5 protein-coding genes are annotated in these 3,855 nt (G+C 73.3%); 1 reads left to right on the plus strand and 4 read right to left on the minus strand.

The window, feature by feature from the left end; translation table 11 throughout:
- Window positions 1-248: 248 nt before the first annotated feature.
- Together DKT68_RS29935 and DKT68_RS31295 are read right to left on the minus strand one after the other, a co-directional pair.
- A complete protein-coding gene (locus tag DKT68_RS29935) occupies window positions 249-656 on the minus strand; it encodes a hypothetical protein (RefSeq protein WP_109820731.1) in 408 nt (135 codons plus the stop codon).
- Between the two features lie 137 nt (window positions 657-793).
- The gene (locus DKT68_RS31295; RefSeq protein ID WP_161556715.1) at window positions 794-934 is read right to left on the minus strand and encodes a hypothetical protein; all 141 of its coding nucleotides are present in this window, start codon (window positions 932-934) and stop codon (window positions 794-796) included.
- 386 nt (window positions 935-1,320) lie between these two features.
- Here DKT68_RS31295 and DKT68_RS29940 point away from each other — a divergent pair, with 386 nt between their 5' ends.
- Window positions 1,321-1,683 carry an STAS domain-containing protein gene (locus DKT68_RS29940; protein WP_109820732.1) on the plus strand — a complete coding sequence of 121 codons (363 nt, stop codon included), beginning with the start codon at window positions 1,321-1,323 and terminating at the stop codon, window positions 1,681-1,683.
- Between the two features lie 46 nt (window positions 1,684-1,729).
- Here the strand turns inward: DKT68_RS29940 and surE are convergent, their stop codons facing one another.
- A complete protein-coding gene (surE, locus tag DKT68_RS29945; protein WP_109820733.1) occupies window positions 1,730-2,557 on the minus strand; it encodes a 5'/3'-nucleotidase SurE in 828 nt (275 codons plus the stop codon).
- Complete coding sequence (locus tag DKT68_RS29950) at window positions 2,554-3,516, minus strand: PfkB family carbohydrate kinase (protein WP_109820734.1); 963 nt, start codon at window positions 3,514-3,516, stop codon at window positions 2,554-2,556. The genes surE and DKT68_RS29950 overlap by 4 nt, the downstream gene beginning before the upstream one ends.
- Between the last annotated feature and the right edge of the window lie 339 nt (window positions 3,517-3,855).

Here is a 3,855-nt window from a genome sequence, read left to right on the forward strand (position 1 = left end):
ACGGCTGCGGCGAGCATCCTTGACGAGACTCGACCGGCTCCCGCCGATCAGCGCCGCCAGTACGAGCTGGCCGACCGGCTGCGGGCGGTCGCCGCGCGGCTTGCCCCCGGATGGTCGGGCGCCGCCCGTTCCACGCGCTCCAGCCATCGGCGCTGCCCGGTATGTCCGCCCGTCAATGGGGTGGGGGAGAGGCGTGGGCCCCGCCCGACCCAGGGGTCGGGCGGGGCCCACGGACGGCGGCGGGTAGGTCAGTCGTTCAGGCCGATGGGGGCGTTCGGGCGGTCGACGTCGACGAACTCGACGTCGTCCACCGCGCGGTCGTCCCGGCTGCCGGCGGCGCGCGCGGCGGAGCCGATGGCCCAGCCGACCGCCGCGCCGACCAGCGCGGTGCCGATCAGCAGGGTCCAGGGCAGTGCCGGCCGACGGCCGGCGAGCGCGTCGAAGGCCAGCGTGGCTCGGCGCCGCGCCTCTTCGGCGGCGGAGCCCACCAGGTCACCGGCGCCGTCGGCGAGGCCGGTGCTGCCGCGACGGGCGGAGCGGGCGGTGTCCCGGACACTGTCACCCGCGGAGCTGACGGCGGAGACCAGGTGCTCCCACGCCTGGTCCGCGATTCGCTCCGGCTTGCTGCGGCGGTCCAGCAGGTTGGTTCCGAACATCGTTGGTTACCTCCTCGGGTGCCGAAGCCGGCGGCCACTTCGGACTTCGGCGTCAGTTCAGCGCATCACGGTTCGCCTATCCCGCAGTGCCCCACGCCGGCCGGGCGCAAACCCGGCCGACCTGGCTCGCCGCACGGTCAGCGCACCACCACCGCGGCGACACCCCGGGCGAAGTCGTCGTCATCGTCGTCGTCATCGCCTCCGCCGCCGAAGCCGCAGGCCAGTACGAGGGCGAGCAGGACGCCGACGCCGGCCAGTCCAGCGAGTCTCTTGATCATCGAAGGTCCTCTCTGTCACGGTGGGTTCCCCGGTCGATGCTAGGCGGCGTCGGCAACCGTGCGGCAGATCCTGGCGATCGACGAGGTGCGACACGCCGGTGGCGCGCGGGGCGGGCGCCGTTGGCGCACCGGTTGTCGGCCCCGCCGGGTCGGTACCGCTACCCTGGTCCGGCGGCGCGTCGGTTCCGACCGATCGCGAAGTGATCAGATAACGAAAAGTACGGGTCGTCAAATAACGAAAAGTCGGGATATGGGCGACTTGGTGTGCCCGGATCCGCGAATTGCTCATCCCGAGGGGTGGCGACCGAGGCCGTCAGAGGAATACTCTCGGTCGCGGCCCGCGTACTGATGAGGCGCCCGGGGGACGGGCGGGTGGAGGTGCTCGCGTGAGCCTGTCGATCGTGAAGTCGGTTCTGACCGGTGGTGTCGTGGAGATCGCCCCGCGGGGCGAGATCGACGTCGACACCGCGTACGAGGTGCGCGAGGCGATCGCGGAGGTGCTGGCCAAGGGCCGTCCTCTCCGCATCGAGCTCAACATGAGGCTGGTCACCTTCATTGACTCGGTCGGCATCAGCGCGATGGTGGCCGGCTTCCAGACCGCCGAGGTCAGTGGCGTCAAGCTGGTGGTCACCGAGCCGAGCCGGTTCGTGCACCGGCAGCTCTGGGTGACCGGCCTGCTCGGCCTCTTCGGCGCACCCGAGCCGTACTTCGCCGGCGCCGCCACCCCCGAGGTGCTGCCCGGCGCCTGAACGCCGCACAACGGCCGGGAGTTGGCCCCGCTCCGCTGAACGCCGGTCAGCCCTGCTCGTCCAGGCCGGTCAGGTCGACGTCGGTCATCTCGGTGACCGCCCGGATGGCCGTGACCGACGCGTACCCCGCTGCCAGCAACGCCACGTCCGTGCCCGGCTGCGCGGCCTGTCCCGGCTCCTCCAGCGAGGTACGGACGAAGCCGTGCCCCGACTCGGCCACCGTCATCTGCACCTGACCGAAGCTGGCCAGCGTGCCGCGGCGTACCCCGCGCAGCTGCCCGTGCGGCACGTCCGGGGCGTTGATGTTGAGCACGCTCTCGATCGGCGCGGCGGTCAACCGGGGAAGCAGGTCGAGGGCGACCCGCGCGGCCGTGGCCCAGTGCCGCTCGGCGTCGCGTACCCGGGCTGCGGCATCCACCGCGGCGCCACCGCTGGCGGCCGTCGCCGCGCCCGCGGAGAGCACGTCCAGCGAGACCGCCATCGCGCGACAACCGTTCGTGGCGGCGGTGAACGCGGCGCCCACCGTGCCGGAGTGCAGCACGGCGCGGCCGGCGTTGGCGCCCCGGTTGATGCCCGAGAGCACCACCGACGGCGGCGCGCCGAACGCGCCGTGCAGCGCGATCAGCGTGATGAAGCCGGGGGAGCCACCGACCCCGTACGCCGGCACGCCCTCCAGATCCGGCAGCGGGTGGTCGTGCACCACCACCCGCCCGTCCTGCTCCATCGCGCTCATGGCGGCGCTGGTGCCGCTCGCCTCCTCCAGCGGCGCGGCGACCACCACGTCGAGGCCCCGCCGCGCTGCCGCCCAGGCCAACGCCTGGATGCCCGGCGCGGCGATCCCGTCGTCGTTGGTGACGAGCACCCGCAGCGTCATCGCTCCACCGCCCGGTCGGCGAGTTCGTCGGGCGTGGTCCGCTCCTGCTGTCGGGTGTCCGCCGGGACCAGCCGGACCCGCTCCACCAGGCCCGTGATCGAGTCCAACCGCCCGGTGCCCAGGCCGTGCCGGGTGACGTTCAGCGCCCCGGCGGCGGCGCCGGTCCGGATCGCGGTCCGGATGTCCCCGCCGCCGGCCACCACGGCGGCCACCCCGGCGGTCATGGAGTCGCCCGCGCCGCGCGGGTCGGCCGCCTGCAACCGGGGCATCTCCACCTCGAACAGCTCCCCGTCGATGAGCGCCAGCGCCGGATCCTCGGCCCGGCTCACCACCACCGTCTCGGCGCCGGCGGCGTGCAGCTCGTACATCGCGCGGGTCAGCTCCCCGCTGTCCTCGTTGCGGGCGCGGCCGTCGCGGATCAGCTCCTCGTGGCTCACCTTGAGGAAGAACACCCCGCTGTCCAGCACCGCGCCGAGATGATCGCCGGAGAGGTCGACCACCACCCGGCCGCCGTTGGCGCCGAGGTCGGCGGCGAAGCGCCGGTAGAGGTCGGCCGGGACGAGCCACGGCTCGTTCGGTCCACTCAGGATGCTCACCGACGCCCGCAGGCCCTCGCCGAGGGCCAGGTTGTACAGCTCGTCCAGCTCGTGCCGGCTCAGTGGCTGCCCGGGCACGTCGGCGATCTCCTGCCGGGACCCGCCCCGGCGGTCGTGCACGTACCCGCCGCTGCCGGAGTCACGGACCACCACCTTGAGGTCCACCCCCTCGCTGACGAGCAGCGGCTCGAGCACCTGCCCGATCTCACCGCCGAGCGCGGCGCAGAGCACCACGTCGACGCCGAGCGACATCACCATGCGGGCCTGCCAGACGCCCTGCCCACCCGGGTGCAGGTGCAGCTCGGGCTGGCCGTTCGGCTGGTCCACGGTCACCGTCAGCTGGGGAGTGGGCGCGAAGACCATCACGTGCCCGCTCACCGGTCGTCACCGTTCATCATCCCGCCCTCCGTCACAACCGGTGATCTCCCACCAGCCGACGGTAGTGGGAATGGTGTGCGAATGCCGGGACAACGGGCCGTGTCCGTCCGGGCGTTGCCAGCGCGAGCGGGGTACGGGACGATCGTGCGACCAACGGCGGCGGGAGACGGTGTGCTCAGGAGCGATGCCTTCACCTACACCGTCCAGGCCCGCTGTTCACCCGCCGAGGCGGCGGCCCTGCTGAGCAACCTGAGCCGGCACGTCGAGCTGCACCCGCTGATCGTCCGGGTCCGCCAGGTCCCGTCCCGGCCCGGCGCCCGGGCC

Origin of the sequence: Micromonospora acroterricola, assembly GCF_003172955.1 — a bacterium.
Taxonomy (GTDB): domain Bacteria; phylum Actinomycetota; class Actinomycetes; order Mycobacteriales; family Micromonosporaceae; genus Micromonospora; species Micromonospora acroterricola.